This window comes from Nisaea sp. (assembly GCF_039990255.1).
Taxonomy (GTDB): domain Bacteria; phylum Pseudomonadota; class Alphaproteobacteria; order Thalassobaculales; family Thalassobaculaceae; genus Nisaea.
Genome location: NZ_JBDXGG010000004.1, coordinates 546956 through 573335, shown reverse-complemented (window position 1 = coordinate 573335; position 26380 = coordinate 546956). Strand labels below are relative to the sequence as shown.

33 protein-coding genes are annotated in these 26380 nt (G+C 59.1%); 11 read left to right on the top strand and 22 right to left on the bottom strand.

Annotated features, from left to right (window positions below):
* Window positions 1–159: 159 nt before the first annotated feature.
* The 5 genes from rsmI to gshB all read left to right on the top strand — a co-directional run bounded on the left by rsmI (window position 160) and on the right by gshB (window position 4034).
* A complete protein-coding gene (gene rsmI / locus ABJ076_RS03455; RefSeq protein ID WP_348202585.1) occupies window positions 160–1158 on the top strand; it encodes a 16S rRNA (cytidine(1402)-2'-O)-methyltransferase in 999 nt (332 codons plus the stop codon).
* Complete coding sequence (locus ABJ076_RS03450; RefSeq protein ID WP_348186306.1) at window positions 1158–1589, top strand: YraN family protein; 432 nt, start codon at window positions 1158–1160, stop codon at window positions 1587–1589. The genes rsmI and ABJ076_RS03450 overlap by 1 nt, the downstream gene beginning before the upstream one ends.
* Before the next feature lie 9 nt (window positions 1590–1598).
* Window positions 1599–2189 carry a BON domain-containing protein gene (locus tag ABJ076_RS03445; protein WP_348186308.1) on the top strand — a complete coding sequence of 197 codons (591 nt, stop codon included), beginning with the start codon at window positions 1599–1601 and terminating at the stop codon, window positions 2187–2189.
* Between the two features lie 3 nt (window positions 2190–2192).
* On the top strand, window positions 2193–3014 hold the full coding sequence (locus ABJ076_RS03440) for a transglutaminase-like domain-containing protein (protein WP_348186310.1): 822 nt from the start codon (window positions 2193–2195) through the stop codon (window positions 3012–3014).
* Window positions 3015–3095: 81 nt separating this feature from the next.
* On the top strand, window positions 3096–4034 hold the full coding sequence (gene gshB / locus ABJ076_RS03435) for a glutathione synthase (protein ID WP_348186312.1): 939 nt from the start codon (window positions 3096–3098) through the stop codon (window positions 4032–4034).
* A 4-nt stretch (window positions 4035–4038) separates the two neighbouring features.
* On the opposite strand, the gene ABJ076_RS03430 is transcribed toward gshB, so the two are convergent.
* The 3 genes from ABJ076_RS03430 to ABJ076_RS03420 all read right to left on the bottom strand — a co-directional run bounded on the left by ABJ076_RS03430 (window position 4039) and on the right by ABJ076_RS03420 (window position 7809).
* Window positions 4039–4866, bottom strand: a complete 828-nt coding sequence (locus tag ABJ076_RS03430; RefSeq protein WP_348186314.1) for a DNA/RNA non-specific endonuclease — start codon at window positions 4864–4866, stop codon at window positions 4039–4041.
* A 74-nt stretch (window positions 4867–4940) separates the two neighbouring features.
* Window positions 4941–6467 carry a YifB family Mg chelatase-like AAA ATPase gene (locus ABJ076_RS03425; protein ID WP_348186316.1) on the bottom strand — a complete coding sequence of 509 codons (1527 nt, stop codon included), beginning with the start codon at window positions 6465–6467 and terminating at the stop codon, window positions 4941–4943.
* Between the two features lie 79 nt (window positions 6468–6546).
* The gene (locus ABJ076_RS03420) at window positions 6547–7809 is read right to left on the bottom strand and encodes a pentapeptide repeat-containing protein (protein ID WP_348186318.1); all 1263 of its coding nucleotides are present in this window, start codon (window positions 7807–7809) and stop codon (window positions 6547–6549) included.
* A 301-nt stretch (window positions 7810–8110) separates the two neighbouring features.
* Here ABJ076_RS03420 and ABJ076_RS03415 point away from each other — a divergent pair, with 301 nt between their 5' ends.
* On the top strand, window positions 8111–8509 hold the full coding sequence (locus ABJ076_RS03415; protein ID WP_348186320.1) for a DUF427 domain-containing protein: 399 nt from the start codon (window positions 8111–8113) through the stop codon (window positions 8507–8509).
* 30 nt (window positions 8510–8539) lie between these two features.
* Here the strand turns inward: ABJ076_RS03415 and ABJ076_RS03410 are convergent, their stop codons facing one another.
* From ABJ076_RS03410 to hisB, 7 genes are read right to left on the bottom strand one after another with little or no spacing between them, the layout of a single operon-like run.
* Entirely contained in the window at window positions 8540–8905 is a 366-nt protein-coding gene (locus ABJ076_RS03410) for a histidine triad nucleotide-binding protein (protein WP_348186322.1), read from the bottom strand.
* Window positions 8906–8936: 31 nt separating this feature from the next.
* Window positions 8937–9257 (bottom strand): phosphoribosyl-ATP diphosphatase, encoded by a 321-nt coding sequence (locus ABJ076_RS03405; RefSeq protein ID WP_348186324.1) that lies wholly within the window; start codon window positions 9255–9257, stop codon window positions 8937–8939.
* On the bottom strand, window positions 9254–10015 hold the full coding sequence (gene hisF, locus ABJ076_RS03400; protein ID WP_348186326.1) for an imidazole glycerol phosphate synthase subunit HisF: 762 nt from the start codon (window positions 10013–10015) through the stop codon (window positions 9254–9256). Before hisF ends, ABJ076_RS03405 begins: the two co-directional genes overlap by 4 nt.
* Window positions 10015–10758: a 1-(5-phosphoribosyl)-5-[(5-phosphoribosylamino)methylideneamino]imidazole-4-carboxamide isomerase gene (gene hisA / locus ABJ076_RS03395; protein ID WP_348186328.1), complete on the bottom strand. Its 744-nt coding sequence runs from the start codon at window positions 10756–10758 to the stop codon at window positions 10015–10017. Before hisA ends, hisF begins: the two co-directional genes overlap by 1 nt.
* Window positions 10755–11321, bottom strand: a complete 567-nt coding sequence (locus tag ABJ076_RS03390) for a GNAT family N-acetyltransferase (RefSeq protein WP_348186330.1) — start codon at window positions 11319–11321, stop codon at window positions 10755–10757. The genes hisA and ABJ076_RS03390 overlap by 4 nt, the downstream gene beginning before the upstream one ends.
* Window positions 11321–11998, bottom strand: a complete 678-nt coding sequence (gene hisH / locus ABJ076_RS03385; RefSeq protein WP_348186332.1) for an imidazole glycerol phosphate synthase subunit HisH — start codon at window positions 11996–11998, stop codon at window positions 11321–11323. The genes ABJ076_RS03390 and hisH overlap by 1 nt, the downstream gene beginning before the upstream one ends.
* The gene (hisB, locus tag ABJ076_RS03380; protein ID WP_348186334.1) at window positions 11995–12603 is read right to left on the bottom strand and encodes an imidazoleglycerol-phosphate dehydratase HisB; all 609 of its coding nucleotides are present in this window, start codon (window positions 12601–12603) and stop codon (window positions 11995–11997) included. The genes hisH and hisB overlap by 4 nt, the downstream gene beginning before the upstream one ends.
* Before the next feature lie 170 nt (window positions 12604–12773).
* Between hisB and hslV the strand changes: the two genes are divergently transcribed.
* Window positions 12774–13337, top strand: a complete 564-nt coding sequence (hslV, locus tag ABJ076_RS03375) for an ATP-dependent protease subunit HslV (protein ID WP_348186336.1) — start codon at window positions 12774–12776, stop codon at window positions 13335–13337.
* 53 nt (window positions 13338–13390) lie between these two features.
* Complete coding sequence (gene hslU / locus ABJ076_RS03370; protein WP_348199020.1) at window positions 13391–14698, top strand: ATP-dependent protease ATPase subunit HslU; 1308 nt, start codon at window positions 13391–13393, stop codon at window positions 14696–14698.
* Here hslU and ABJ076_RS03365 read toward each other — a convergent pair.
* The 8 genes from ABJ076_RS03365 to ABJ076_RS03330 form a co-directional block, all read right to left on the bottom strand.
* A complete protein-coding gene (locus ABJ076_RS03365; protein ID WP_348186340.1) occupies window positions 14688–15155 on the bottom strand; it encodes a MerR family transcriptional regulator in 468 nt (155 codons plus the stop codon). The genes hslU and ABJ076_RS03365 overlap by 11 nt on opposite strands.
* A 599-nt stretch (window positions 15156–15754) precedes the next feature.
* Window positions 15755–16126, bottom strand: coding sequence for a helix-turn-helix transcriptional regulator (locus tag ABJ076_RS03360; RefSeq protein WP_348199019.1), 372 nt, complete (start codon window positions 16124–16126; stop codon window positions 15755–15757).
* 19 nt (window positions 16127–16145) lie between these two features.
* Window positions 16146–16751, bottom strand: coding sequence for a Smr/MutS family protein (locus ABJ076_RS03355; protein WP_348186344.1), 606 nt, complete (start codon window positions 16749–16751; stop codon window positions 16146–16148).
* Window positions 16752–16773: 22 nt separating this feature from the next.
* A complete protein-coding gene (locus tag ABJ076_RS03350) occupies window positions 16774–17460 on the bottom strand; it encodes a lactate utilization protein (protein WP_348186346.1) in 687 nt (228 codons plus the stop codon).
* Complete coding sequence (locus tag ABJ076_RS03345) at window positions 17457–18893, bottom strand: LutB/LldF family L-lactate oxidation iron-sulfur protein (RefSeq protein WP_348186348.1); 1437 nt, start codon at window positions 18891–18893, stop codon at window positions 17457–17459. The genes ABJ076_RS03350 and ABJ076_RS03345 overlap by 4 nt, the downstream gene beginning before the upstream one ends.
* A complete protein-coding gene (locus ABJ076_RS03340) occupies window positions 18893–19669 on the bottom strand; it encodes a (Fe-S)-binding protein (RefSeq protein ID WP_348186350.1) in 777 nt (258 codons plus the stop codon). Before ABJ076_RS03340 ends, ABJ076_RS03345 begins: the two co-directional genes overlap by 1 nt.
* A 64-nt stretch (window positions 19670–19733) precedes the next feature.
* On the bottom strand, window positions 19734–20915 hold the full coding sequence (locus ABJ076_RS03335; RefSeq protein WP_348186352.1) for a murein transglycosylase A: 1182 nt from the start codon (window positions 20913–20915) through the stop codon (window positions 19734–19736).
* A 40-nt stretch (window positions 20916–20955) separates the two neighbouring features.
* Window positions 20956–21627, bottom strand: a complete 672-nt coding sequence (locus tag ABJ076_RS03330; protein WP_348186354.1) for a Tim44/TimA family putative adaptor protein — start codon at window positions 21625–21627, stop codon at window positions 20956–20958.
* A gap of 161 nt (window positions 21628–21788) precedes the next feature.
* On the opposite strand from ABJ076_RS03330, the gene ABJ076_RS03325 reads away from it, so the two are divergent.
* The 3 genes from ABJ076_RS03325 to secB are packed head-to-tail and all read left to right on the top strand — an operon-like array spanning window position 21789 to window position 23461.
* Window positions 21789–22307, top strand: coding sequence for an FxsA family protein (locus ABJ076_RS03325; RefSeq protein ID WP_348186356.1), 519 nt, complete (start codon window positions 21789–21791; stop codon window positions 22305–22307).
* A 34-nt stretch (window positions 22308–22341) separates the two neighbouring features.
* On the top strand, window positions 22342–22896 hold the full coding sequence (locus tag ABJ076_RS03320) for a histidine phosphatase family protein (RefSeq protein WP_348186358.1): 555 nt from the start codon (window positions 22342–22344) through the stop codon (window positions 22894–22896).
* 46 nt (window positions 22897–22942) lie between these two features.
* Complete coding sequence (secB, locus tag ABJ076_RS03315; protein WP_348186360.1) at window positions 22943–23461, top strand: protein-export chaperone SecB; 519 nt, start codon at window positions 22943–22945, stop codon at window positions 23459–23461.
* Here secB and dnaQ read toward each other — a convergent pair whose 3' ends face one another.
* Genes dnaQ through ABJ076_RS03295 form a run of 4 tightly spaced genes read right to left on the bottom strand, consistent with a single transcriptional unit; the run spans window position 23462 to window position 26210 of the window.
* Window positions 23462–24154: a DNA polymerase III subunit epsilon gene (gene dnaQ, locus ABJ076_RS03310; RefSeq protein ID WP_348186362.1), complete on the bottom strand. Its 693-nt coding sequence runs from the start codon at window positions 24152–24154 to the stop codon at window positions 23462–23464. It lies immediately after the preceding gene.
* Window positions 24147–24743, bottom strand: a complete 597-nt coding sequence (coaE, locus tag ABJ076_RS03305) for a dephospho-CoA kinase (RefSeq protein ID WP_348186364.1) — start codon at window positions 24741–24743, stop codon at window positions 24147–24149. The genes dnaQ and coaE overlap by 8 nt, the downstream gene beginning before the upstream one ends.
* 4 nt (window positions 24744–24747) lie before the next feature.
* Window positions 24748–25386 carry a Maf family protein gene (locus ABJ076_RS03300; protein WP_348186366.1) on the bottom strand — a complete coding sequence of 213 codons (639 nt, stop codon included), beginning with the start codon at window positions 25384–25386 and terminating at the stop codon, window positions 24748–24750.
* Window positions 25386–26210, bottom strand: coding sequence for a pyruvate, water dikinase regulatory protein (locus ABJ076_RS03295; protein ID WP_348186368.1), 825 nt, complete (start codon window positions 26208–26210; stop codon window positions 25386–25388). Before ABJ076_RS03295 ends, ABJ076_RS03300 begins: the two co-directional genes overlap by 1 nt.
* Window positions 26211–26380 lie beyond the last annotated feature (170 nt).

The window sequence follows — 26380 nt, the reverse complement described above, 5'->3', positions numbered from 1 at the left end:
AGCCCGCAAGGGGATTCGGCGTCTGGCAAGCTGTCAATGAGACACAAACCAGAAGCAGACAAAGTCGGGCCGCCCTACCCGCGATGGCGAAAAGGGCTTGGAGAAACCGCCCGGTTCCTCCCATAACTCGACTGTCGCTCCAGTCACATCCGGTACGGTATGAAGACTCGTACACCTCAGATCTCCTCCCGCTCTTCGGCGCCAAAGGCTAATCAAGCTGGCGACGAGAGTAAACCGCTGCAAGATGGCACCATTGTGACCACTGATACGAACCCTGCGTCAGAGCCTGAAAATGCGCTTGTTTCAGAGGCCTCAGGGCGTTCTGTCGAAGGACTAATTCTGGTTGCCACACCAATCGGCAATCTCGGCGATGTTTCGCGCCGGGCCCTAGAAACACTGGCGGCAGCCGATATTGTCGCCTGCGAAGATACACGGCTCACCGGACGCTTGCTGCAGCGTTTCGCCATTAAGGCCCGCGTACTCGCATACCAGGATCACAATGCGGAGCGCAGCCGCCCCGAGCTGCTGCGCCTGCTCGCCGGTGGTAAAAGCATCGCGTTGGTGACCGATGCCGGGACGCCGACCATCTCCGACCCAGGCTACAAGCTGGTCCGCGAAGCCGCCGCCCAGGGCACACCGGTCACGTCTGTGCCCGGACCGGCAGCGCCAATCGTTGCCCTATCCATCTCCGGCTTGCCAACAGACCGATTCTTCTTCGGCGGCTTCCTGCCGACCAAGCAAGGCGAACGCCGCCGTATTCTGGAAGAGGTATCCGGACTGCGTGCCACGCTGATCTTCTTCGAGGCACCGCGCCGGTTGGCAGAATCCCTGGCTGTCGCCGCCGAAATTCTCGGCCCCCGGGATATGGCGGTGGCACGGGAGCTGACCAAGCGGTTCGAGGATGTGACCCGTGGCCGCCTTGAAGATCTCGCCCGCCATTATGCGGAAATCGAACCGCCAAAGGGCGAAGCCGTGCTGCTTTTCGGCCCTCCGGAACAACGCGACGAAATCAGCGACGCCGAACTGGATAACATGCTCACGGAAGCTCTCAGCCGCCAGAAGGTCAAGGATGCGGCAAAGGAAATCGCCGCGCAGACCGGGTTACCCCGCAAGACACTCTATGACCGGGCCGTACAGTTAAAGGACAAGACCGGGTGATGTCCCGCCTGCCCGGCGCCTCCCCTAGTCCCGGCAAGCGGCCCAGCCAGAGAAACAATCAACGGGAAGCCCGGCGCCGGGCATTCCGCTACGGGGCCATGGCCGAATGGCTCTGCCGTCTAATCCTGCGGCTGAAAGGCTACAGAATACTGGCGAGCCGATTACGAACGAAGGTTGGAGAAATCGACATTCTCGCTGAACGGGGTCACGTCCTGGCCGTCGTCGAGGTAAAGGCACGGCCAACAGAGGAAGCCGCGCTCAATGCCGTTTCGATGTCACAACGGAGGCGTCTCGAGCGCGCTGCCCTCTGGGTCCAGCATGGAAACAACAGGCTCGCAAACCATTGCCTTAGATTCGACCTCTTCGCGGTGGCACACTGGCGCATTCCTCGCCATATTCAAAATGCTTGGACCGTCGACCCCAACCGATAGAGTGCTCTCATGTCGCATCGTCTCATATTTGCCTTGCTCCTTCTGTTTGCTCCATTCGGCATTGGCGCCTGTACACCGATCGGCGCTGTGGTAGGAGCCGGTGCGGCCGCCGGGACCGCCAGTCAGAGCGAGCGGGGGCTTGAAGGAACCGCCAAGGACATCGCCCTCTATACAGAGATCAACCACTATCTGTTCCAGAGCAATGTAGATCTGTTTGCAGCGGTCGGGCTTTCCGTCGAAAGCGGACGCGTCCTGCTGACCGGCTCGGTGGAGAAGCCGGACGACCGAATCGAGGCCGCGCGGCTTGCGTGGAAGGCAGATGGCGTCCGGGAGGTGATCAACGAAATTCAAGTCGTCGACAATTCGGACATTATCGACAAGGCCCGCGACACCTGGATCGAAACACAGCTTGAAGCAAAGTTGCTGTTCGACGGCGCAATCCAATCGATCAACTATAGTATCGATACGGTCAACGGCACCGTCTATATCTTTGGAACCGCCCAGGACAATGCGGAGCATCTGCGTGTCGTCAATCATGCGCGCAATCTCAATTATGTCCGCAATGTCGTCAGTTATGTGCGTGTCCGCGGCGCCTCGTAAGTCATGGTACCCGACCCGGAATCCACCCGCGCCACCCTTGCCGGCTTCGGCGAAGGTGGTCTGAAGAACGCCAATCTCGGAGAAGCGGCTCTATTGCTCGCCTCACTTGACTGCCCTGGTTTGCCGCTGGACCAATATCGTGATCATCTGGCGTCCATCGCCAAGACGGCGGTGGAATTTTCAGCCGATGACCCAAGTTCCGCCCTGCGTCAGGCAATCGCTGGAGCGTTCGGCTATGAGGGCGACCAGAAAACCTACGACGATCCGCAAAACGCAAACCTGATACGGGTGATCGAGAGGCGCAAAGGCCTGCCGGTCTCACTTGGAATCCTCTATATTGAGACAGCGCGCGCGCTCGGGCTTGAGGCCTGCGGTCTGAACTTCCCCAACCATTTTCTGATCCGACTGCAATGGGATAGCGGACGTGCCATTGTCGATCCGTTCAATGGCGGTGTCAGCCTGGATGCACGCGCGCTACGCGATTTGCTCGCCCATTTTCAAGGGGCAAGCGCCGAACTCACCCAGGCCCATTACACCGACGTCACAGATCTCGATATTTTATTACGATTGCAAAACAACATAAAGCTGCGCCTGCTGCGAGACGGTCAGCTGGAGCCTGCGCTGCAGATCATCCGAGACATGCGGCTGCTCGCACCCGCTATCCCGAGCCTGCTGCGCGAAGAGGGCCTGCTACTGGCCCGGAAGGGGGAGCGCCGGGCGGCCATAGGCTGCCTTCGCGACTTCCTTTCCCTTGAAGGTATTCGAGAGCCGGAGCGGATGGATGCAGCACGCGTTCTTCAAGTTCTTGAAAGTCAATTGAACTGAGCCGGAAATCCGGTTGATCCCGCAGGCCTGATCACCACATAGTCGCGGCTCGTTAAAAGCGCTTACCTGACGGAGGAAGCAATGGGTCTCGGCGTCGCCATCCAGATGGATCCCATCGAACATATCGACATTGACGGCGACAGCAGTTTCGCCATGGCACTGGAAGCCAAACGGCGCGGTCACACGCTGTATCATTACCAGCCGAAAGACCTCAGCTTCCAGGACCGTAAGGTGATGGCCCGGGTCCGGGCGCTCGACGTACGCCGTGAAGCGGGCAACCACTTCACGCTGGGCGCGCCGGAGCTGATCGACCTCTCCGAGATGGACGTGGTGCTGATGCGGCAGGACCCGCCCTTCGACATGTCCTACATCACCGCGACCCACATTCTTGAACACATCCACCCGAAAACACTGGTAGTGAACGATCCGGTGGAAGTCCGGAATGCACCGGAGAAGCTGTTCGTCACGCATTTCGACAATGTCATGCCACCAACCCTGATCACCCATGACCGGGAACAGATCCAGGCGTTCCGGGCCGAGCATGAAGACATCATCGTAAAACCCCTGTTCGGCAATGGCGGGGCAGGCGTGTTTCATCTGAAGCCCGGCGACGAGAACCTGAACTCCCTACTGGAACTGTTCACCGAGATGTATCGCGAGCCGGTGATCGTCCAGCGTTATCTGCCGGAAGTGCGACAGGGCGACAAACGCATAATCCTGATCGACGGCAAGCCTGTCGGCGCAATCAACCGCGTGCCGGCCGCTGGCGAGGCACGTTCCAACATGCATGTCGGCGGCCGGGCGGAAAAGATCGGCCTGACAAAGCGCGACGCGGAAATCTGCGAAATCATCGGCCCGACCCTGGCCAAGAAGGGACTAATCTTTGTCGGCATCGACGTGATTGGCGACTATCTGACGGAAATCAACGTGACCTCCCCGACCGGCCTTCAGGAACTCGGCCGTTTCGAAGGCCGCTCCATCGAGAGCGAACTCTGGGACGCCATCGAGGCCAAACGCTGAACCCTCAACTGCGCGGCGCCGCTTCGGACGACGAGGCGACCGCCGTGCAACCGAGATGCACCCGCACCTGAGCTGCGGAACCGCTTTCCAGCCCAGGCGCAAAATCCAGCCCTGATCGCCTAGCAATCTCACGGACTGAAACGGCATAGGCTGTGTCGCAGAAATCAGCCTTTCGCGGTGTTTCCTGATCGAAAACAAACCCGGCTACGGCGGTCACGCCTCCAAGAGGCAGGGAAATGATTTTCCAGTACCCACTCGGCAGACGGTGCGGTTCGTCCGCTTTTGGAAGAGGCTGCATTTCGCGCTCATAAAGCGGTCCCGTAATCACATGGACCACTCCCACACCTGAATTTGCAAGTGTCCGGACCGCTGCCTCAAGCTTCTTCCAAGGCCCTTGATTGAGGGCGCTCTTCTGCGGCGTGATGTTCGAGAGATAGTTCGTGGCATCCCAACCCGGCGCGCCCGTGAAGCTGGCGAGCGGTGCCTGATGTCCCCGATCTGTTTTCAGCGCCTTATGTGCACCCTTAAAGTCCGCCGGCTCAAGGGTATCGTCTTCCGGCAACAGAGGGTCCGGACGCCAGACACGGCGCTGGGATCTGCCGATATCCGCAGCAGTAACCTCGTAGGCCACCCAGTCCGCGAACTTCGTTACAGCGTTGTTGGAGAGCGTATGGCTGACCCTGGTCAACACCCGGTTGTCCGTCGCGGTGATGGGGCATTGCTGGAAGCAGTTGGGATCCAACGGCGCCGCCGAGGCCGCTGAAAGAGGCTGCAAGGCAAGAAGCAGAGCAAGCGCCAACAGCCGAGCATGCAACGAGCGTAGGGCAGACATAAACAATCACACCGATCATTATCGATGCGATTGAGTATCATATTATTCGTTCGTTTGAGTAAATATATATTCTTTTAGGCTGCTCGTTTCAGCGCCAAGCCACGATAGGCCAGTGCTTCGGCAATATGGTGCCGCCTAACCGGCCCGGACTGCTCCAGATCGGCGATGGTCCTGGCTACTCTCAATATACGGTGGTAGCCACGTGCCGAGAGCGAAAGACGAGACGCTGCCTCCTCCATAAGCGCCTTACCCGGCGGATCGGGTCGGGCATGCTCCTCAAGCAGCTTTCCGTCAAGATCCGCATTGACCCGGCCTGTGGTCCCTTCCCCCGCACCCTCGAACCGGCGGCGCTGGAGCCCCCGTGCCGCAGCCACCCGGACGGCCACATCCACCGACCGCTCGGCATCAAGCGGTTGGCCCAGCTCTTGAACCGATACCGGCTCGATCTCTATCCGCAGATCGAACCTGTCGAGCAGCGGGCCGGAAAGGCGCGCCTGATAGTCTAGTCCACATTTTGGCGCCCGGCCGCAAGCCTGGGCCGGGTCGGGAAGATATCCGCACCGGCAGGGGTTCATCGCCGCGATGAGCTGGAAACGCGCCGGGTAAGTCACGCGATGATTGGCCCGGCTGACCGCCGCCTGCCCGGTTTCGATCGATTGCCGCAGTGAATCGAGCACCGTGCGCGGAAATTCCGCCAGCTCGTCCAAAAACAAGACCCCGCAATGCGCGAGCGAAACCTCTCCCGGCCGGGCACGTAATCCACCACCGACAAGCGCAGGGGTGCTGCTGGAATGGTGCGGATCCCGATATGGCCGGGCGCGCGATATCCGGCCGCCTTTTAGATCGCCCGCGACACTGCGCACCATGCTGAGCTCAAGAGCCTCCCGAGCGTCGAGCGGCGGCAGGAGCCCCGGCAGCCGCGCAGCCAGCATCGACTTACCCGCACCAGGTGGTCCGGTCATCAGCAGGTTATGGCCCCCTGCTGCAGCAATCTCGAGCGCCCGTTTGGCGCTTTCCTGGCCTTTCACATCCGCAAGGTCAGGAAACAGGCCTGGCTCCTCCGCCCCCGACGGCTCGGGCGGGGTCAACACCTGACTGCCTTTGAAATGGTTGATCAGGGAAAGCAGTGTCCGTGGCGCCAACACATCCAGGTCCCCAGCCCAGGCGGCTTCCGGTCCAACCTGCTCCGGACAGATGATACCGACACCACGGGAAACCGCTCCCAGCGCAGCGGGGAGTATCCCCGAGACTTCCGTCAATTGCCCGTCAAGGGCCAGCTCGCCGAGCACCATATAGCCAGCGATTTCCTCCGCCGGAAGCACGCCCATCTGTACCAAAATTCCGACGGCTATCGGCAGGTCGTAATGACTGCCTTCTTTCGTCACATCTGCCGGGGCGAGATTGACTGTGATGCGCTGGGGCGGCAGAGCAAGGCCAAGCGCGCTGAGCGCCGCCCGAACCCTGTCCTTGCTTTCGTCCACGGCCTTGGCAGGCAGCCCAACGATGGAAAAGGCCGGTAGTCCGCTGCCCATATGCACCTGGACATCGATATCGAGGGTATCGACCCCCTGAAACGCCACTGTCCGAACCCGCGCAACCATATCCGCCCCACCGAGAGTGTCTCTCGGTTGATCATGGAGTGATCAGGCGGATTTTCAGGAAGGTTGCTGATACGGCAGCCTAGGAACTCTCTTCCAGCATGGCCGGATCGCCGCCACGTACATCAAGGAACGAACAGGATCGCACCGCCACTTCGGTAAAGCTGGCATGGGTCACGTCCGCATGATCGAAGCAGGTCTCTTCAACAAGAGCGCCGGAGAAATCGGCGCGCTGCAAGTCGGCGCCAACCAACGTGGCGCCACGAAGATCCGTCGGCCATTCACGCAAGACTTCAAGCGTCCCCGGTTTCAGGATCGAAATCCGGGACAGCCGTGCGGAAACCAGGGTTGCCCCGCTCAGGTCCGCGTCTTTCAGATTTGTCCCACGCAGATCGACCCTGGTGAGATCGGCTTGGGTCAGGTTGGCATTCTGCAGGTTGGCGAGCCGAAGCGACGCGCCTTTCAGCTTTGTCCCGTTTAGCTTGACCCGGGACATTTCCGCCGCACTCAGCTCGGTTCCGCTCAAGTCCATGCCGGAAAGATCCGTATCCCGGAAATCGCCACGCGTGCCTTTAACCCCTCCGGAGGAAACCCAGTAGAAATGTTCAATAAGCCGGTTACGAATGTCCTCCGGCAGATTTTCCATGCCGGAAGCGATCCGGCAATCGGTCAGATCCGCATCGGTCAGATCCGCACCGTCAAAATTGCAGGACCGCAGATCCGCACCGGAAAGATCGCTGTTGCGCAGTTGCGCCTGAGTCAGGTTCGCGCCCTGAAGATTGGCGTTCTGAAGCACCGCATCCTTGAAAACTGTCCGGCTGAGGTCGGCATGATGGAGATTTGCGCCAACCAGCTTGGCGGCGGAGAAATTTGCGTTGACCGCAACAGCACCGGAAAGGTTGGCATTGGTGAGGTCAGTATGGATCAGCTTCGCTTCGGACATATCACTGTTCTGAAGATCAGCAACCTGCTCGATCGCGTGATGCACATCGCGTAGCTTCATTGGCCGCAGATCGGCATTGGTCATATCCGCTGCCATGAGCTTCGCACCGGCGAGAGATGCGCCACGCAGATTGGCACCGACAAGGCGGCTGCCGGACAGATCAGAATTGCTGAGACGCGCCGTCAGCATCTGGGCGTCGGAAAGATTGGCTCCGGCAAAGATGCTGTTTTGCAGGTTGGCACCCGCGAGCAAAGCCTGACGCAAATCCGCACCCGGCAAACGCACGCCTCGCAGATCCCGCTGCCTTAGATCGGCAATTTCACCACCCGGATAGCGCCGCAAAAACGCCTCGTGTTTGGAGACGGTTTTGTCGAGCTCCTGCTGAAGTTCATCGACAACCATTGTGCAGTTCCACGCCAATATTCGAACATCTGATCAGGTAGACATCAACATATAGAAAAAATGGATACTGTTTTGTCTATATATTGGTTCCTATTTAGAGTTTTACTTTAATCAATCCTGGATCTCATATCAATCAATAAAATCAACACACTATGGTGTAGGTTAGAAGCTGATCCTTAAATTATCTCTTCCTAAACGCTTATTTTCAATTCGACCGGGCACGGGTCCGCACAGCCGTGTCCTTGCAGATTGGATAACCACACCCAAGATCTTCAGTCTTGGTCATAGAGGGAGAATACATGTGGCAGAGAATGATTTGCCCGACACTATTGCCCCGGTCGAGGGAGCCATTCGAAACCCCGCTAACCCCCATCATTACATGGTGGTACAACCCGCTGGACGCAGAATTCGCATCTTTTTCGGCGATCGTCTCGTCGCGGACAGTATGGATGCGGTTCGGGTGATCGAGATCGGACGTCATGCCTATGAGCCGCGGCTCTATTTGCCGCGGGAAGCTCTGACTGTACCGCTGACACAATTGGACAAGGTCACGCACTGCCCTTTGAAAGGGGACGCGGCTTATTTCTCACTGGAAGGACAGGCAATCGCCTGGGCCTATCGCAGCCTAGACTTTGCCGCAGTGCTCGACGGGTTCTTCTCATTCTGGGGCGATAAAATGCGGATCGTGGAGGGAGAATAACCTCCTGAACCCTCACCACCCTGCCCAGCGTCAATCCTGCTTCTGCAACATCCGGCCGATACGGCGGCCGCCAAGCAGGTGGACATGGAGATGCGGAACTTCCTGTACACCATTCTCTCCCGTATTGACGATCAGACGATATCCATCCTCGCGGGCCTCCATGATCTTCGCCACTTTGCCAATCGCCCGGACCCAGGCAACGATTTCGGCATCGCTCGCCTGCTCGGAGAATTCATTCATGGTCTTGTAGGGGCCCTTAGGGATCACCAGCACATGGACCGGCGCCTGGGGCTGGATATCCTCGAAGGCGAGAACATGATCATCTTCATAGACGGTCTTGTTGGGGATTTCGCCGCGCAGGATCCTGGCGAATATATTCTGCTCATCATAGGACATCGAACTTCCCATCATTCCCAATCGGCGGCGCTCACTCAGAGCGGCTTGCCTTTTCCTCAATCCCGGACAGGCCCTCGCGGCGCGCCAGCTCGGCCCAGACATCCTCCGGCTTCACCCCGGTTGCACTCCAAAGCACGAGCAGATGGTAGAGCAGGTCGGCGCTCTCCGATGTCAGCCCGTCACGGTCCCCGGCAACGGCTTCGATCACAGCCTCGACGGCTTCCTCGCCGACCTTCTGACCAATCTTTTTCGGACCCTTGCCGAACAGCTTCGCAGTGTAGGAGCTATCCGGGTCGGTGCCCTTGCGGGAGTCGATAACCGCGTGCAGCCGGTCCAGAATATGTTCACTCATTGCGGCCTCACGGGGATACCGGCCTTCGCCATCGCCGCTTTGGCTTCAGCGATGCGGAACGTACCAAAATGGAACACAGAGGCGGCCAGAACCGCCGAGGCATGGCCTTCGAGAACACCTTCTGCGAAATGCTCCAGCGTGCCAACGCCGCCGCTGGCAATCACCGGGATGCTCACCGCATCTGAAATTGCCCGTGTCAGTGGCAGGTTGAAACCCTGCTTGGTGCCGTCCCGGTCCATCGAGGTCAGCAGGATCTCTCCCGCACCGTATTCGGTCATGCGACGTGACCATTCAACGGCATCGATACCAGTTTCTTCACGGCCACCGTGCGTGAAGATCTCGTACTTGTCCGGACCGACACTTTTCGCATCCACCGCCACGACGATGCACTGACTGCCGAATTTCTCTGCCGCGCGACGGACGAAATCTGGATCCTTCACCGCTGCCGTATTGATCGAAACCTTGTCGGCACCTGCAAGCAACAGCTTGCGGATGTCCTCAAGCGTGCGAACGCCACCGCCAACCGTCAGCGGCATGAAGCACTGTTCCGCCGTTCGGCCGACAACATCGAACAGGGTGTCCCGTTCCTCGTGACTGGCGGTGATATCGAGGAAGCAGAGCTCGTCCGCGCCTTCGCGATCATAAATCTTGGCCTGCTCCACCGGATCGCCGGCATCAACCAGATCGAGAAAGTTGACGCCCTTGACGACACGGCCGTCCTTGACGTCGAGACAGGGGATAACGCGCGCTGTCAGCATCAGATGGCCTCCGCTTCAGGCGCGGCGAGAACAGCGACTGCCTCCGCCAGATTGATGCGGCCATCGTAGAGCGCGCGGCCTGAAATCGCACCGGCAATGCCGGGCGCTCCGGCGGCCTTCAGCGCCGCCAGGTCCTCCAGCGAGGCGACACCGCCGCTGGCGATCACGGGCGTCGAGATCGCATTTGCCAAAGCGGCTGTCGCCGCCACATTGACACCGCCGAGCGCGCCGTCCCTGTCGATATCGGTGAAGATGATCGCGGCAACACCGCAGCCTTCGAACTGCCGGGCAAGATCGACGGCCGACAGGGTCGAAGTCTCGGCCCAGCCCTCAACAGCGACCATACCGTCGCGCGCATCAATGCCGACCGCGATACGGCCCGGATGGCGCGCACAGGCCGCTTTCACCAACGCGGGGTCGCGCAGGGCCACGGTGCCAAGAATGACGCGGGCCACACCCTTTTCGAGCCAGGTATCGATCGCCGCCATGTCCCGAATACCGCCGCCAAGCTGCACTGGCACATCGACAGCCGCGAGAATTCGGTCGACAGCTTCGCCGTTCCGGGTCTCGCCGGCAAAGGCGCCGTCCAGATCGACCACATGCACCCAGCCGCACCTGGCATCTTGAAACAGCCGCGCCTGGGCGCCCGGGTCGTCATTGAAGACCGTTGCCGTATCCATTTCGCCCTTGAGCAGCCGCACACACTGGCCGCCCTTCAGATCGATCGCGGGAAACAGGATCATGCCGCGTCCAATTCCTTGTAATAGAAGTGCCCGGACACGAAACCGTCCCGCACATACGCATAATGCGGCAAGCTGCCGAAACGAACATAACCAAGCCTTTCATAAAGCCTGATCGCCGCATGCTGAGTCTCACGCACATCCAGCGTCAACACTTTGAAGCCTTCGTCCCGCGCGTGTTTTTCCGCGATCTCGACAAGATCCCGGGACAGCCCATGTCCTCGGCCCCAGGGTGCGACAAAGGTCGTCGTCAGGCTACAGGTATGGCGCTGCGCTTCATTGTTCCGTGCCGGCTTCTGGATCTGGCACGAGCCCGCAATAACACCGTCAAGCCGGCCGACGAAGAGATCACGCTCAGGGATCAAAAGGACACCGCGCCAGAAAGCCTCCAGCGTTTCCCGTTGCGGAGGGGAAATCCAGCCGAAACCGCCACCATCCTTGATTGCTGCTTCCGCCGCATCTGCAAGGTCTTGCAGATCATTCGGGCCGAACTCAGTGAGCATTTCAACAGTTGGAACCGGCGGAAATGCCGTACCCGTGCTGCTATTGTCCTTGTCACCCGCCATCACGGGGTCCAATCGAGAAAATTTCGGATGAAAGCAAGGCCGTTGGCCTGACTCTTCTCCGGGTGAAACTGAGTCCCGAAATAGTTTTCTCGTCCGACCAGCGCTGCGATCTCGCCGCCGTAATCGCTTGATGCAATCAGGTCAGAACGGTTTGCAACATCGAGCAGGTAAGAATGGACATAGTAGACATAAGCTCCGTCTTCGATGCCTTTCAGCAACGGATGATCCGGCTGAACCAAATTCAGTGGGTTCCAGCCCATATGCGGAACTTTGAGGGCAAGACCGTCCGCTGCCGGGGTGGGTTCGATCAGGCGCACCTCGCCACCGATCCAGCCCAGCCCCTCCGACGTTACATGTTCGAGGCCACGCTCCGCCATAAGCTGCATACCAACACAGATCCCGAGAAACGGCGTACCGTTCCCGAGCACCGCGTCAGTCAGCGCCTCGACCATGCCTGGAAGGCCATAGAGGCCACTCCGGCAATCGGCGAAAGCGCCAACACCGGGAAGTACGATGCGGCTGGCAGCCCGCACCGCCGCCGGATCGGACGTCACAACAATCTCGGTACCTTTGCCATGCTCGGAAGCCACGCGCTCGAAGGCTTTCGCCACCGACCGGAGGTTACCGGACCCGTAATCAACAACTGCGACTGTGGTCCGGCCGCCAGGGGCGGTCACAGGCTCCCCCCGAGGGTGCCCTTGGTCGAGGGCACGGCATCGGCGCGGCGCGGATCTATTTCAATGGCGACCCGCAACGCCCGGCCGACGCCCTTGAAGATGGACTCGACGATATGGTGCGTGTTGTCGCCATAGAGATTTTCGATATGCAACGTCAGCCCCGCTGCCTGGCTGAAGGCCTGGAAAAACTCGCGGAACAGCTCCGTGTCCAAATCTCCGAGCTTCTGTGTCGGCATGGTGGCTCGCCAGACCAGAAAGGGACGGTTCGAGCAATCGAGCGCAACCCGGCTCAAAGCCTCATCCATCGGCAGATAGGAAGAGCCGTACCGATTGATGCCCTTGCGGTCCTTCAGCGCCTTCGACAACGCGTCGCCGATGGCCCAGCCGCAATCCTCGGTTGTGTGGTGTGCATCAATATGCAGATCCCCTTCGGCCCGCACCTTTAAGTCAATCAGGGAATGTCGGGACAATTGATCCAGCATATGGTCGAGGAAACCTATCCCGGTCTCGACATCATATTTTCCGGTACCGTCCAGGGAAAGCTCGACGGAAATGCTGGTTTCGTTGGTCACGCGCTTGACGGTAGCGCTACGGTTGTCCGACATGGGTTCTGCTCCGGGGCAATATACGGCGGCTATGTAGCAGGAAGTGCGCCAGAATGCCAATCCACCGGACTGCGGAAGAGCCCTCTTGCCACCAGCCTTGCCAGATGCGCTCACTTGACGTTATCCAGCCGATGCCCAAATTGAACGGGCACGTTATCCATGGAGTTCTCATGAGCAATCAGGCCACAGACCCTATCCAGTGGCATGGCACCACCATCCTCTCGGTCCGCAAGAACGGACGGGTTGTTGTTGCTGGCGACGGACAGGTCAGTTTCGGCAACACGGTGATGAAAGCGGAAGCCCGCAAGGTGCGCCGGATCGGCAATGGTGATGTGATCGCCGGGTTCGCTGGCGCCACCGCGGACGCTTTCACCCTGTTCGAACGGCTGGAGGAGAAGCTGGAAAAACATCCGGGCCAGCTCACCCGGGCCGCGGTCGAGCTGGCCAAGGACTGGCGCACGGACCGTTATCTGCGCCGCCTCGAAGCGATGATGGCCGTGGCGGATAAATCTGCCTCCCTGGTCCTGACCGGAAACGGCGATGTGCTGGAGCCGGAAGACGGTCTTATCGGGATCGGCTCCGGCGGTACTTTCGCTCTCTCCGCCGCCCGCGCCTTGATCGATCTTGACGATATGGATGCCGAGGCAATCGCCCGGAAGGCGATGAAAATTGCCGCCGATATCTGCATATATACGAACGAGAATCTCACCATCGAGATGCTCGATACCGAATAACGCACTGATCCCCGGATCAGCCTTAGCTTCCCTGATGATTGGTAGATCAGCGCATGACCTCCTTCAGCCCGCGTGAAATTGTCTCCGAGCTCGACCGCTTCATCATCGGCCAGACCGATGCAAAGCGCGCAGTTGCCATTGCCCTGCGCAATCGCTGGCGCCGTCAGCAGTTGGCCGACGATATCCGCGAGGAAGTGCAGCCGAAGAACATCCTGATGATCGGACCGACCGGCGTCGGCAAGACGGAAATCGCGCGGCGCCTCGCCAAACTCGCGGAAGCGCCGTTCATCAAGGTCGAGGCGACAAAATTCACAGAAGTCGGCTATGTCGGCCGGGATGTAGAGCAGATCATCCGTGACCTCGTGGAGATCGCGATCAGCCAGGTCCGCGAGAAAATGCGCAAAGATGTGCATGCCAAGGCGGAATTGGCAGCCGAGGACCGGGTGGTCGAAGCCCTGGTCGGCGAAAACGCGAGCCCCGACACCAAGCAGAAATTCCGCATCATGCTGCGCGAGGGCCAGCTTGACGAAAAAGAAATCGAGATCGAGACCGAAGATTCCGGCGGCGGCGGGATGCCGACCTTCGAGATCCCCGGCATGCCAGGCGCGCAGATGGGCATGCTCAATCTGAACGACATGTTCGGCAAGGCCTTCGGCGGACGCACCAAGAAACGCCGCATGGCGGTGGCGGAATCCTACAAGGTTCTGGTCGAGGAAGAGGCGGACAAGCTGCTCGACGAGGAAAAGGTCGTGCGCCAGGCCATTGAGACGGCAGAACAGAACGGCATCGTCTTCCTGGACGAGATCGACAAGATCACCAGCCGTGCGGAGCGCGGCGGCGACGTCAGCCGCGAGGGCGTGCAGCGCGACCTGCTGCCGTTGATCGAGGGCACCACGGTGGCGACCAAGTACGGCTCGGTAAAAACCGACTTCGTGCTGTTCATCGCCAGCGGCGCCTTCCATCTGGCGAAACCCTCGGACCTGCTTCCGGAACTACAGGGCCGACTGCCCAACCGGGTCGAGCTGCGGGCACTGGAGCGGGACGATTTCCGCCGTATCCTGACGGAGCCGGAAAACAGCCTGCTGCGCCAGTACACGGCCCTGATGGCAACCGAAGAAGTCACGCTAGAATTCACCGACGATGCCATCGACGCGCTCGCCGACCTCACGGTGGACATCAACAAGAATGTCGAAAATATCGGCGCCCGCCGGCTGCACACGGTGATGGAAAAGCTGCTCGACGAAATCAGCTTCACCGCTTCCGACAAGAGCGGCGAGACGCTGAAGATCGATGCGGCTTACGTGAATGAGCGGGTGGGCGAGCTGGCGAAAAACACCGATCTCAGCAAGTTCATCCTGTAGCGGTTTGAGAGCTATCGTATCCAAGATCGATGATCTTCTGACGTATCTCTCTGCTCTCGCGATTCATATCAACTACAAACGCGAACGAAAGTTGGTTGTTGTCAGATAGCTCGATTATCGCATCAGGACTGGCCTTGTAAAATACCTTAGTACCGTCAGTGATCAAAAATCGCGCAATACTCTCTGTGGCATCAGCGTGCTCCGAATGAATTTGTCGGAACTGTTCTTGGGCTTTTTTTAGACGGGCAACGGCGATGCCCTTATCAAGAATTTGCTTAAGAGCTTTAAGAAGCAATAAATCTGTGTAGTTGTACAACCGTGGCCGACCACGACCTCGACTTCCTTTGATTGATGCCTCAACGACTCCGGTTCGATGAAGATAATCCACCATTGATGCCGACCCGAATCCGACGATTCTCTGCACCTGCTTAGTCGTGAAGTAAGCTTCGACGGCCATTTTAAGAACGCCTTTAAATATAGTCTTATATAAAACTCTAAATATTACTTTAATACAAACAAAGACTAATAGCGAGTTCTTAGTATTCGCGCCATATTTTGCGCTTGTAGAAAGCCCGAATACTAGATTTTGTGGAAATTTTATGAGACCTTGTATACGCGATCACTTTTGATCGCAATATATGGTGCCCGCCGGTCCTCCGGAAAGAATCGCGACGGGCACCGTCCAATCCAAGCGGAAAGGAATACCAGCATGAGCTATCGATACCCATTTTTCAATGCAGACAATGCAAACAAGAGCGCGGTCTGGAATAAGGGAAAACCTATCCCTGGTCTGGATCCCAACATTTGGAGAAAGGACGCGTGTGGCCATCGCATGAGGTACAGCGATCACGGTAACACCGCCTCTCCTTATGGATGGGAAATTGACCACATTTTGCCGCGAGCTGAAGGAGGAAGAACAACGCTGGAGAACCTCCAGCCTCTCTACTGGGAGAACAATCGCCGTAAAGGCGATACCTATCCATGGTACTGCCAAAACGCCGCATAAGACGACAACACAAAAGGTAAAAACAGGCGCCTCTCAGGGCGCCTGTTTTCTTAGTGACGTGGCCCCTTGCCCGGCGGCGCGAGTTCGGCGAGCAGGGTATCGATCCGTGGGTCATCCAGATCGCGGATGCGGACGGCGAGCGTGTTTGCGAGTTCCGTCGCTTTCGGACTGAGTCCGGCCGTGTCGATGACGACACGCGGGTTCGAGTGTTTCGCGAGCTTCTTCAGATCCTCAGCATCGTCCCAGATCAGGCCGAAATACTGGCAGATCTGGTGGATCAGACCGACGGTCGGACGCCCCTTCTTGCCGTGCTCCAGGGCCGAGAGATAGGCGGAGGAAACCTGCAGGGCGGTTGCCATCTGCTTCAGGGTGACCCCACGGGCGGCTCTCAGCTCGCGGATCTTTGCGCCGAACGGGGTCATGCGTTGACTTGCCTCGTCATCAGCTCTTCTGCCGGCGCAGCATGACATAAAGCGCGCCACTGCCCCCGTGCTGTGGCTGAGCGGGGGAATAGGTCAGCACCTTGTCCTTGTTCGCCCCATCGGCTAGCCAGCGCGGCGTCATCCGGCGTAACACACCCACCTCCCGCTCACCGTCATCGGCCGAGCGGCTGCCCTTGCCCGTAATCACCAGCACGCAACGCTGGCCGCGCCGGTAGGCAGACGCGATGAAACCGTTGAGAGCCCGGTGGGCCTCCTCCTGCCGCATGCCATGCAGGTCGATGCGGCCATCTATCTGTTGCTTGCCGCGTTTGATCTTGAGCGCCGTGCGCCGGTCTATTCCCGGAACCTTGCCCGGAGCGTACTCCGCCAGCGCGCTCGGCACCTTGATGGCGGCAAAGCCGGGATCGTTCTGAGGACGGCTGTGATGGCGCGTCGCCTGCTGCCCCTTGCCGCTCTTTTTTGGCTGTTTCGTGCTGAGTTCCGGGACTTTTGGAACCTCCTCAGCCTCGGCCAGGGCGGCACGGCGCTCAGGCGTCAGGGGTACCGTGTCGGCGACCACCTTGCGCCACAGATCAAGCTCATCCGCTGTCGGTCGCCGTGCCATGAAATCCGTTCCGCTCTCGGGCTCAGTCCTTGACCAGCATGATATGCAAACGCCGGGGACCGTGCGCGCCGAGCTGGATGATCTGTTCCACATCACCGGTCCGCGACGGACCGGTGACGAGGTTGACCGTGCGCGGCACACTTGCTCCCGGCTCCAGCCCCAGCTTCTGCCGCAACATGTCCCAGGCATCCTCGTAGGCGCCAACAATCTGGCTCTCTCGCAGCAATACCACGTGCGTGTCCGGCACGAAATGCAGGCTTGTCGGGGTTTCGGCGGAGGAATGCAGCATCAATGTGCCTGTCTCCGCGATCCCCGCATGGGACGGCGTCAGCCCGACGGCATCCTCATTGACGGCGGCACCGCTGGTGATTTCAAGCGCCGGCGCCTTGTCCCACGGGATCACCGTGTCTTCCAGGGCCGGTGATTGCTTGATCCGGGCCGGCAGGTTCTCCCGGCGCAGATAGTCCGCGAGCCGCTCCGGCACGGATTCAAGGGACTCCAGCCTGTCGACAGTGCAGGAGACAGCCTCCGCCATCTCGACGAAGAGACCGATCTTGTGGGCCTGATCCCCGTCGGAGCGCTTTGGCACCAGAATGCGTTCGTGCCCTTTCAGGCGCGCCTCGACAGCCTCGGCATCCGCGCCTTCGAGCTTGCCGCGTCCAAGGGACTTACGGATGCCCGCCAGGATCTGTTCCCGCGCCGCGCTCATCCCGCATTCCCCTTCTTGCCACGTCCGCTCATCTTGTAAAGCTGCTGAAAGGTGCGTCCTTCAGGCGCAGGCATGTCTCGCACGGAAGTCCAGCCAGATGCCAGCGGCAACGCAGCGATCCGGCCGCTGTTTCCTCCCATGGCGCGCAGTAGCGCAGCCCCCAGCTTGGCCGACTGGCGATACAGCCAGGGTCTTTTGGCAAAGTACGACCAAAGCCCCAAACCCGCGCGAGCCTGCGAGGTAGTCTTATTTTCAGTGAACTCTTTTGCCCGGTAGTGACGCATCATCTTCGGCAACGGGATGCGCATCGGGCATACCTGCTCGCAACGCCCGCAAAAGGTCGATGCATTGGGCAAATGACCCGCCTCGTCGATCCCGATCAGGCTAGGTGTGAGCACTGCGCCCATCGGCCCCGGATAGACCCAGCCGTAAGCATGCCCGCCGACGGCCGCATAGACCGGGCAATGGTTCATGCAGGCCGAGCAGCGGATACAACGCAGCATGTCCTGATATTCGGTGCCGAGCATGGCGGAGCGGCCATTGTCGATCAGCACCACATGGAAGGAGGCCGGACCATCCAGATCGGTTTCCCGGCGCGGACCGCTGGAGAAAGTGGTGTAGACGGAGAATTCCTGGCCGGTCGCCGAACGCGCGAGCAGGCGCAGGATGCAGCTCGCATCCTCCAGTGTCGGCACGATCTTCTCCAGGCTTGCCACCACGACATGAGCCTTGCCCAGTGTCTGGGTGAGGTCGCCATTGCCTTCATTCGTGACGATGACCGTCTGGCCGGTCTCGGCAATCAGGAAATTGGCGCCGGTGATACCGACATCGGCGGCAAAGAACTTGGGGCGGAGCTGCGTACGCGCCTCGTCAGTAATGTCGCCGACTTCCTCCAGCGGGCGGTCCGGCGGCAAATCCGTGTGTTTCTTGCGGAAGGCCTCCACGACCTGTTCCTTGTTCACATGGATCGCCGGCGCGATGATATGGCTCGGCGGCTCATCCCGGAGCTGGATGATGTACTCGCCGAGATCCGTCTCGATCGGCTCGACACCGTGCTCTTCCAGATACTCGTTGAGGCCGATTTCCTCGGCCACCATGCTCTTGCCCTTGGTCACAGTCTTGGCATCGACGGAGCGGCAGATCTCCATGATGGTCTGCCGGGCTTCCTCGGAATTCCGGCACCAGTGAACCTGCCCACCATTGGCAATCACATTGCGTTCGAAGCGCTCGAGATAGAAATCGAGATTCTCCAGCACATGATTCTTGATGTCCCGGCCCCGGTCGCGGAGATCCTCGAATTCAGGCAGGTTGGCGACTGCATCCGCCCGTTTCTGCTGGAAGCCCGGGCGCATCTTGGAAAGAGCCTTCTGCAACTGGACATCGGTCAGTGCATCACGCGCATTCTGTTTGAAATTGTGCGAGGTGGTTTGCATCAGCGCTCTCCCTCACCGATGGAGGGCTGATCTGTCATGCCGGCCAGCAGTTCGGCAACATGCCGGACCTCCGTCCTGGCGCCGAGCCGCTTTAGCTTGCCACCCATATTCAGCAGACAGCCAAGATCGCCCGCCAGCAGGTAATCAGCGCCGCTCTCAACGATTTCGGCTGCTTTCTGCGTCACCATCTTGTCGGAGATTTCCGGGTATTTGACGCAGAAGGTGCCGCCGAAGCCGCAGCAGATCTCGGCGCCCGGCATTTCTTTCATCGAGGTGCCGTCCACCGCTGCCAGCAGCTTGCGGGGTTGAGTTTTAACCTCAAGCTCACGCAGGCCGGAGCAGGAATCATGGTAGGTCACCGTGCCGTCGAACGCCGCGCCGGTGCTCTTCACACCCATAATATCCACAAGAAAAGAGGTCAGCTCATAAGTGCGCTTGGCCAGATGCTGGGCCCGCATAGCCATCGCCGGATCATTCTCGAACAGCTCCGGGTAATGCTCCCGGAGCATCGCCGCACAGGAGCCGGACGGCGCAACCACGTAATCGAAACCTTCAAAAGTCTCGATCACATTGGCCGCAATGTCGCGGCTGTCCTTGAAGTCACCGGAATTGAAAGTCGGCTGACCGCAACAGGTCTGCGTTTCCGGAACAACCACCTCGCACCCCGCCTTTTCAAGCAGGGACAAGGTCGCGAAACCGACCGAAGGGCGGAACAAATCGACAAGGCATGTCACGAACAGGCCAACGCGTGGACGGGCATTCTCGGACGCAGACACAGCAGGCTCCCACTCACATCTCTTTTTTTGAGGATGCGGGGCCCTTGGACCGGCACGCCGTATCCTATTGCTTTAAGGCAATATCGAGATTTTTGGGCAGAAGCACGAAATATCGACCCGTCGCAGCCATCGGTCCAGCTTTCTCAGCGGCCACCGGGCCGTGACCCCAGAATACATCACCACGTACGCCACCTTTTATGGCGCCGCCCGTATCCTGGGCAACAACAAGACGCTGCAACGGTTTCCCGCTTTCGTCGGGATAGTCGACATCAAGCCAGACAGGTGCGCCGAGCGGGATATAACGCCGGTCAACGGCAAGTGACCGGCCGGCCGTTAGAGCTACGCCCTGGGCCCCGATTGGACCCTCCCCATTTATCGTGCGGAAGAAAATGTAAGAGGGGTTCCGGTCCATCACTCCGCGCATCTGGTCAGGATGACGGTGTAGCCAGTCACGGATGGTCTGTAGCGATACTGCTTCGCGTTCTATCTCGCCGCTTTCTACGAGATAACGTCCGATCGGATAATAGATGTGTCCGTTATGGCCGTCATAGCCGACCCGCAACACCCGGCCGTCATCAAGCCGTATCCGGCCCGACCCCTGAATGTGCAGGAAGAAAGCGTCAACCGGATCATCAAGCCAGACCAGGGTTTCCGCATTACTGCCAAGCGCGCCGGACTCGATTTCCGAACGGCTTTCATACGGGATCAAGCGACCGCTGCGCAGCCGGCCGGCAATCCGCTCTCCGCGCAGGCCCGTTCGCCAGTCCCCGAGATTGACCAAGACAAGATCGGACGGCTTTGCCAGCAAGGGGGTCTCGAAACCTTCGCGCCGCTCAAGAGAGCCGTTCAGCTCAGGCTCGTAATATCCCGTAAAGAGCCCCTCGCTCTTGCCAGCCCAGACCTCGTACGCATCAAACCAGGTCGAGAGAAAGTCACGCACTGCGCCGTCGCCGCTACCATCGGACAATCGGGAAAGAGCGTCACAAGCGCTGCGCCAATCCGCGACCGTTCCGCCTATTTCAGCCGGTGCGATGCTCGCAGTATCGGATTGACGCCTGAGTTTTCCGCAAGAACGTTTCAAGGCCGGAAGCGCCTCGCTGACCCGGTCGCTGTTCCATGCCGGCAGACCAGCAAGCTCGGTCCTCTTATAACTGACTGGATGCGAGTCAGCGCGATCCGGATCCTGGTCCGGAGTACATGCGGCCAGAAGCAAAACTGTCAGCAGCCACAAGCCGCGCCACGCCAAAATATTCTCCAGTCCAGTTCGGACCATAGTGATCGATGCTTTACTCTTCAGGCACACGTGTCGCGACGAGGTGCCAATTGGGGTCTCGTCCGGAAATATCGCGTTCGAATGTCCAGAGATCTGTAACAGTTTCGATCTTGTCCGGATCACCATCGACAACCGATCCGTCTTCGGCGCGCGTTACCTTGACCTGATCGGTGATGAATTCGACCGTCACCCGGGCAACCGAACCGTCTAGATGAACTTCGTGAAGCTGGGCTGATCGCATGGAGGAAATCGTTGTTTCCTGGGTCTCGCCTGCTTGCTCACGCGCGTCTATCGCGCCAGCGAAGGCAGTCATGAGATCCTCTGCCAGCAGTGGGCGAAGGCTGTCCTGATCGCCCTTGGCAAAAGATTCGACAACCCATTCAAACGCGGTCCGCGCACCTTTCAGGAACTCGATCTCGTCAAAGGACGGATCGGCCATTTTCAGGCGCATGGCTTCCGACAATTCGCCATCCTGCTGTTCGGCGCTGTCGAATTCCCCGTCACGGCCCGGAAGCTGGATCACATTGTCCGACTTGTTGCCTTGCTCGGGTGCCTGCGAAAACGGATCGCTGTGACGCTCTTCATGTCCGGTACGTTTTCCAAGCACGCTGCGCAGCTTGAAAACCAGAAAGCCAGCAAGTATTGCGAATAGAATTATCTCGAACAAAGCGGCACCGTCGCCCATATCGTCCTTAACTGCGGGTATAAAAACCCTTATCCATTGATGAAGAAACTGCCATCGGCTTGCACAACAGATTGGCTCCGCTGGAGCCACTGACCTGCCGCTTTGACCTTAAGGCGACCGTACTACAGCATACATAGGCTGTCACTTTTGAAAGAACAACTATGGCTCTGCTAATCCTTTTCATCTTGATCGGCATCCCGGCCATTGAGATTTACGTCTTCGCCGAAGTCGGCGGGATCATCGGAGGCTGGGCAACCGTCGGCTTGACCCTGCTGACCGCAGCGCTAGGCGCGATATTATTCAGGAGCCAGGGCATAGCCGTTTTGCAACGGGCCCAGGAGCAGCTTCAGCGGGAAGAAACTCCACTGGCCGAGATTATCGATGGGCTTGGCCTTCTGCTGGCAGCCGCCTTCCTTTTTCTGCCCGGCTTCGTGACAGATGTGGCCGGCTTTTTACTTTTCATACCGCCGCTACGCGTGGTGCTGATCGGCAAGTTGTTCCAGGGCGCCGCGCGGGCCGCCGACTCACATGTCTGGATTGTCCGGGGCCGGTCGAATAAAACCTCCTCCACCTCCAGAACGGTTATCGATGCGGAATTCGAGGATCTGACTGACGCTGAAGACAGATCCAAAAACGGTGAAAACACAACCGGCACCGACCGCGAATTACCCCCGCGCTGATCCATCCGTCCCACAATCGAAGGATTTCCACCGCATGCTGTTCGTCCGTCATGGCCAGTCCGAATTCAACGTCGTCTATGGCGCTACCGGACGCGATCCCGGTATCGAAGACCCAGCACTGACCGACCTCGGAAAGGCACAAATCCGGCACAGCGCAGAGGCTTTACGCGGGCATGATGTCGATCACATCGTATCAAGTCCCTATCGCCGGGCTCTTGAGACGGCGCACATCATCGCTGACACCATCAACCGGGAGATCCGTATCGAGCCCTTGATCCGCGAGCATCGGCATTTCATCTGCGATATAGGATGCACCCGCACAAAGCTGCAGGCTGACTGGCCTCACCTGGCTTTCGATCATATCGACGAGCAATGGTGGACGGACCATCACGAGGAAGAGCATGAGGTTCATGCCAGGGTGAACGCATTCCTTGATGCCAACCATCAGCGGACAGACTGGGATCGCGTTGTTTGTGTCAGCCACTGGGGTTTCATCAACCGTCTCACCGGCCTGCCGGTCGGCAATGGGACGGTCGTAAAGGTCCAGCGGGACGGCGCCGGAGAGGTTGTTCACACCCCCGATCCATGATACCCACGCGCCTTCAAATTGACCCGGCAGAGACAAGATCGAACCGATGACCGACACAGATACCGGTACCGCGCCCGCCCAGCAGGGTGAAGCGATCAACACCTTCTCGATGACCGTGAAGGCACAATACATCAAGGACCTGTCCTTCGAGAATCCGAAGGCGCCCTGGAGCCTGCGTGCCGATATTCGCCCCGAAATCGAAATCGGTGTCGATGTCCGCGCCGAGCGGATGGCGGACAATGTCTTCGAGGTTGTCCTGCTGCTGAACGTCAATGGCGTTCACGAAGGCGAGAAGGTCTTCATCGTCGAGTTGGCATATGCCGGTGTTTTTCAGTTCGAAAACGTCCGGCCCGACCAGACGGAATATGTGCTGATGGTCGAATGCGCCCGGCTGCTGTTCCCGTTCGCCCGCCAGATCATAGGACAGATAACGTCCGACGGCGGCTATCCGCCGCTGCATATCCAGCCGATCGATTTCCTGGGCGTGTTTCAAGAGAACGAGCTGAAGCGTCAGGAAACCGGCGGCATCGACGTTGGCGCGGTCGAGACCGAAGGCAACGCCTGATTATTCGACAGGGTCCACAGCCCGGTTCCAGATCGGGTCCTTCACCTTTTCCATTAGTATTGCATGCGCCGAAAGCTCATCCGCGCTCGCTGCATGCGGGCGCGGGGGCCGGATAACTGCCTCGCGGATTTCCGGCGCGGCTGCTCCGGCCTTTTCCTGTCCCGCGAGCTCAAAACCTGGCTGCCGTCCGCCGATCAGTTCCAGATAAACCGAAGCCAGCAGATCCGCGTCAACGAGGGCACCGTGCAGATCGCGATGCCCGTTATCAATCTCGAACCGCCGGCAGAGCGCATCCAGACTGGCCTGGGCTCCCGGATATTTGCGCCGTGCCATCGTCAGCGTATCGATTGATCGCTCCATCGGCATTTCCGGGTGGCCGAGCCGCTTCAGCTCGGCATTGATGAAACCCATGTCGAACTTGGCATTATGGATGACCAAAGTGGCATCCCCGACGAATTCCAGAAAACCCTCCACAACCCCGGCGAAATTCGGATAGTCGGCAAGGAACTCTGTAGAAAGGCCATGCACCTCGAATGCGCCCTGTTCGACCTCGCGTTCCGGATTGATGTAGACGTGATAGCTCTCGCCGGTCGGCACATGATTGACCAGCTCGATGGCGCCGATTTCGATAATCCGGTGCCCCTGTTTCGGATCGATACCTGTCGTTTCCGTATCAAGAACCAGTTCACGCATGTCTAATTCCCAGTTGTCGGAGGATCTTCTTGATCGCCCTGGTGGTAACAGCCAGACCAAGGCCGGTCGGCAGAACGTAATCAGCGCGACGGCGCTTTTCATGATCCGGCATCTGCTTTTTCAGGATAGAAGAGAGCCGCTCTGCTGTCATGCCGGGACGGGCCAAAACCCGCTGGCGCTGCAAAAAAGCGGGCGCCGATACGACGAAGACATAGTCACAGACCCCCTCTCCACCAGTCTCGAAGAGAAGAGGCACATCAAGCACGGCCGCCCGGCGCCGGGCCCGGCGCTGCAGGGCAAGAAACCGGTCCCGCTCGTGGCGCACCAGCGGGTGGACGATAGCTTCCAGATCACGCAGTGCATCCGCATCGCCGAAAACAATTTTGCCGAGCCGCTCCCGGTCGACCGCCCCGTTTACGACGGCCTCGGGGTACCGGCGGGAAATCGGTGCCACAGCCGGGCCGCCAGCACGGAAAAGAGCATGCACTGAAGCGTCGGCATCATGCACCGGAAGCCCCAGGCGCCGGAATATCGAGGCTGCGGTGCTTTTCCCCATGCCGATAGAGCCGGTCAGACCGAGGACCAGCATTAATTCAGGTCCTGAGCGCGCTGTGCGTGCGCATGAAATCGAGCAAGGGAAGCAAAGGCAGCCCTAGAACAGTGAAGAAGTCGCCCTCGACCGCCGTGAAAAGCTGGGCGCCGACAGATTCAAGCTGATAGGCCCCAACGGACTCCAGCGCCTTATCACCGACAGTATCGAGATAAGCGTCTATGAACTCGTCGGAGAGGGGACGGACAAGCAGACTGGCCGTGGCGATGTTATGCCAGATCCTGGTCCCCCCGGCTGAAACAACCACGGCGCTGATCAAACTGTGCCGCTTGCCGGAAAGACGGCGAAGATGCGCGGTGGCGCCAATCCGATCTTCCGGTTTGTCCAGCCACTCCCCGTCAATATCGAGCATCTGATCGGCGCCGATCACCAACGCTTCCGGAACCGCGCGGGAGATGGTGTTGGCCTTCATTTCAGCAAGAAAAGTCGCAACCTCGGCCGCACTCGCGCCTTCGGCCCGAAGGCTCCGCTTGAACTCGGACTCGTCGACGGCCGGCTTCCGTATTTCTACAGTAAGGCCAGCCGAGCGGAGCATATCGGCACGGGTCCGGCTTCCGGAAGCCAGCACAACCGGCTTTTCACCAGCGCCAGCGAGATGAGACAGATTAAGAGACTCGGTCATCAGGATTCCAGACCATGGAATTTTGCATATTTCTGAAGCACTGCAGCAGCAGTCTCCTCGATCGAACGGCGGGTCACATCGATAACCGGCCAGCCACCCTTAGTGAAAAGCTTGCGTGCCTCAATCACCTCCGCCCGGACCTTTTCGGGATCGACATAATCTGTCTCGTTACTGTGCTGAAGCATCAGCATGCGGTTACGCCGAACCTGGGTCAGCCGGTTCGGATCGTTTGTCAGGGCAATCACGAAGGGTTTTTTCAAGCTGTAGAGTTCTTGCGGCAACGCGACCCCTGGAACCACCGGGATATTCGCCGTCGCATAGCCTCTGTTCGCAAGATAGAGGGAGGTCGGAGTCTTCGAAGTGCGGGAGACGCCGACGATCACAATGTCGGCATCTTCCAGATCATGAACCATCTGCCCGTCATCATGCGCCAGCGTGTAGTCCATGGCGCGGATTCGGTTGAAGTATGCTGCATCCAGCTCATGCTGCCGTCCCGGTCGACCGTGGCTCTCCTGACCCAGGAAACCGCCCAGAGCATTGACCACCGTATCCAGCACGGAAATGCAGGGAACCCGGCGCTGCTGGCAGCCCTTTTCCAGCTGCTGGCGAAGCTCCGGATTGACCAGGGTGAAAAGCACTGGCCCCGGATAGACGCTGACTGCGGCCAGGACCTTCTCGATATGGCCGGATGTGCGGACCAGAGACCAGACATGCTCACGTGCACGGACACCCTCAAATTGAACGAGGCAGGCCCGGGCGACCTGATGGTTGGTTTCACCGGTCGCGTCCGACACAAGGTGAAGATGAATATCCGTATCGGTCACATTCCACATCCGGTTGGGGATAACTGTGTACGATCTGTTTACAGAATCCGGAATCTCTTCCGAAAGAAAAACTGCACCACTTCATGCCATAGCTAGCAGGCTGGTTGTTAATCCAGGGACAATCTTTTCCCGACAGCTGGACAACTCCCATCCGGTCGAGCGGCGACAAG

Bases quoted from the DNA above. Each gene is read 5' to 3' on its own strand.
- ABJ076_RS03330 (WP_348186354.1), bottom strand. From the start codon at position 21,627: ATGGGCGACGGTGCCGCTTTGTTCGAGATAATTCTATTCGCAATACTT.
- hisF (WP_348186326.1), bottom strand. From the start codon at position 10,015: ATGCTGACAGCGCGCGTTATCCCCTGTCTCGACGTCAAGGACGGCCGT.
- hisA (WP_348186328.1), bottom strand. From the start codon at position 10,758: ATGATCCTGTTTCCCGCGATCGATCTGAAGGGCGGCCAGTGTGTGCGG.
- hisB (WP_348186334.1), bottom strand. From the start codon at position 12,603: ATGTCGGACAACCGTAGCGCTACCGTCAAGCGCGTGACCAACGAAACC.
- hslU (WP_348199020.1), top strand. From the start codon at position 13,391: ATGACCTCCTTCAGCCCGCGTGAAATTGTCTCCGAGCTCGACCGCTTC.
- ABJ076_RS03365 (WP_348186340.1), bottom strand. From the start codon at position 15,155: ATGGCCGTCGAAGCTTACTTCACGACTAAGCAGGTGCAGAGAATCGTC.
- ABJ076_RS03405 (WP_348186324.1), bottom strand. From the start codon at position 9,257: ATGAGTGAACATATTCTGGACCGGCTGCACGCGGTTATCGACTCCCGC.
- ABJ076_RS03350 (WP_348186346.1), bottom strand. From the start codon at position 17,460: ATGAGCGCGGCGCGGGAACAGATCCTGGCGGGCATCCGTAAGTCCCTT.
- ABJ076_RS03425 (WP_348186316.1), bottom strand. From the start codon at position 6,467: ATGGTTGCGCGGGTTCGGACAGTGGCGTTTCAGGGGGTCGATACCCTC.
- rsmI (WP_348202585.1), top strand. From the start codon at position 160: ATGAAGACTCGTACACCTCAGATCTCCTCCCGCTCTTCGGCGCCAAAG.
- ABJ076_RS03345 (WP_348186348.1), bottom strand. From the start codon at position 18,893: ATGCAAACCACCTCGCACAATTTCAAACAGAATGCGCGTGATGCACTG.
- ABJ076_RS03420 (WP_348186318.1), bottom strand. From the start codon at position 7,809: ATGGTTGTCGATGAACTTCAGCAGGAGCTCGACAAAACCGTCTCCAAA.
- secB (WP_348186360.1), top strand. From the start codon at position 22,943: ATGACCGACACAGATACCGGTACCGCGCCCGCCCAGCAGGGTGAAGCG.
- ABJ076_RS03300 (WP_348186366.1), bottom strand. From the start codon at position 25,386: ATGACCGAGTCTCTTAATCTGTCTCATCTCGCTGGCGCTGGTGAAAAG.
- dnaQ (WP_348186362.1), bottom strand. From the start codon at position 24,154: ATGCGTGAACTGGTTCTTGATACGGAAACGACAGGTATCGATCCGAAA.
- ABJ076_RS03320 (WP_348186358.1), top strand. From the start codon at position 22,342: ATGCTGTTCGTCCGTCATGGCCAGTCCGAATTCAACGTCGTCTATGGC.
- ABJ076_RS03445 (WP_348186308.1), top strand. From the start codon at position 1,599: ATGTCGCATCGTCTCATATTTGCCTTGCTCCTTCTGTTTGCTCCATTC.
- ABJ076_RS03440 (WP_348186310.1), top strand. From the start codon at position 2,193: ATGGTACCCGACCCGGAATCCACCCGCGCCACCCTTGCCGGCTTCGGC.
- coaE (WP_348186364.1), bottom strand. From the start codon at position 24,743: ATGCTGGTCCTCGGTCTGACCGGCTCTATCGGCATGGGGAAAAGCACC.
- gshB (WP_348186312.1), top strand. From the start codon at position 3,096: ATGGGTCTCGGCGTCGCCATCCAGATGGATCCCATCGAACATATCGAC.
- ABJ076_RS03430 (WP_348186314.1), bottom strand. From the start codon at position 4,866: ATGTCTGCCCTACGCTCGTTGCATGCTCGGCTGTTGGCGCTTGCTCTG.
- ABJ076_RS03355 (WP_348186344.1), bottom strand. From the start codon at position 16,751: ATGGCACGGCGACCGACAGCGGATGAGCTTGATCTGTGGCGCAAGGTG.
- hslV (WP_348186336.1), top strand. From the start codon at position 12,774: ATGAGCAATCAGGCCACAGACCCTATCCAGTGGCATGGCACCACCATC.
- ABJ076_RS03325 (WP_348186356.1), top strand. From the start codon at position 21,789: ATGGCTCTGCTAATCCTTTTCATCTTGATCGGCATCCCGGCCATTGAG.
- ABJ076_RS03390 (WP_348186330.1), bottom strand. From the start codon at position 11,321: ATGGCGGGTGACAAGGACAATAGCAGCACGGGTACGGCATTTCCGCCG.
- ABJ076_RS03360 (WP_348199019.1), bottom strand. From the start codon at position 16,126: ATGACCCCGTTCGGCGCAAAGATCCGCGAGCTGAGAGCCGCCCGTGGG.
- ABJ076_RS03410 (WP_348186322.1), bottom strand. From the start codon at position 8,905: ATGTCCTATGATGAGCAGAATATATTCGCCAGGATCCTGCGCGGCGAA.
- ABJ076_RS03450 (WP_348186306.1), top strand. From the start codon at position 1,158: ATGTCCCGCCTGCCCGGCGCCTCCCCTAGTCCCGGCAAGCGGCCCAGC.